Annotated in this window: 1 protein-coding gene; it reads right to left on the bottom strand. The window is 65.0% G+C overall.

Annotated elements, in window-relative coordinates:
- The coding region (locus tag PV766_RS24070; protein ID WP_421098128.1) for an AMP-binding protein at positions 1 to 740 on the bottom strand (740 nt) is incomplete at both ends.

Below are 740 nucleotides of genomic sequence, written 5' to 3'. Positions count from 1 at the left end.
TCGAGCATCGACGGCACCACATGCAACGTCGTCACCGCCCGCTCCGTCAGCAACCGGTTCAGATAGGCCGGATCCCGATGACCATCGGCCGACGCGATGACCACACGCCCACCGGAGACCAGCGCCGACCAGAACTCCCACACCGACAGATCGAAGGTCGCCACCGTCTTCAACAGCACCGCATCATCGACACCGAGACCGAAATACTCACGCTTCCACAGCAACTGGTTGACGATCGCCGCGTGCGGCACCGCCACACCCTTCGGCCGGCCCGTCGAACCCGACGTGAAGATCACATACGCCGTATTCGACGCACGCAACGGCGCGACCCGTTCGCCGTCTGCGATGGATGCGTCCGAGACGTCCGAGAGATCGAGCGTGTCGATCGCCAGGCTCGGGACAGACCTCTCCCCCGGCACGACGAAATCGTCGCGTTCGGTCGACAGCACGACCACCGGCGCCGCGGCGTCGAGGATGTAGGCATTGCGCTCGTCCGGCTGATCCGGATCCACCGGCACATACGCACCACCGGCCTTGGCCACCGCATACATACCGACCAGCAACTCGACCGAGCGACGCATCGCCAGCGCCACCGTCGACTCCGGACCCACACCCTCCGAGATCAACCTGCGCGCAAGACGATTGACCCGCGCATCGAACTCCGCATAGGTCAGCGACCCACCCTCGAACACCAACGCCGTCGCATCCGGCACCCGCGAAACCTGCTCGTCGAACAGATC

Source organism: Rhodococcus sp. As11 (genome assembly GCF_048957735.1).
GTDB classification, from domain to species: domain Bacteria; phylum Actinomycetota; class Actinomycetes; order Mycobacteriales; family Mycobacteriaceae; genus Rhodococcus; species Rhodococcus gordoniae.
Note: the sequence above shows the minus strand (reverse complement) of the source record. Positions and strands in the feature narration are given on the sequence as shown.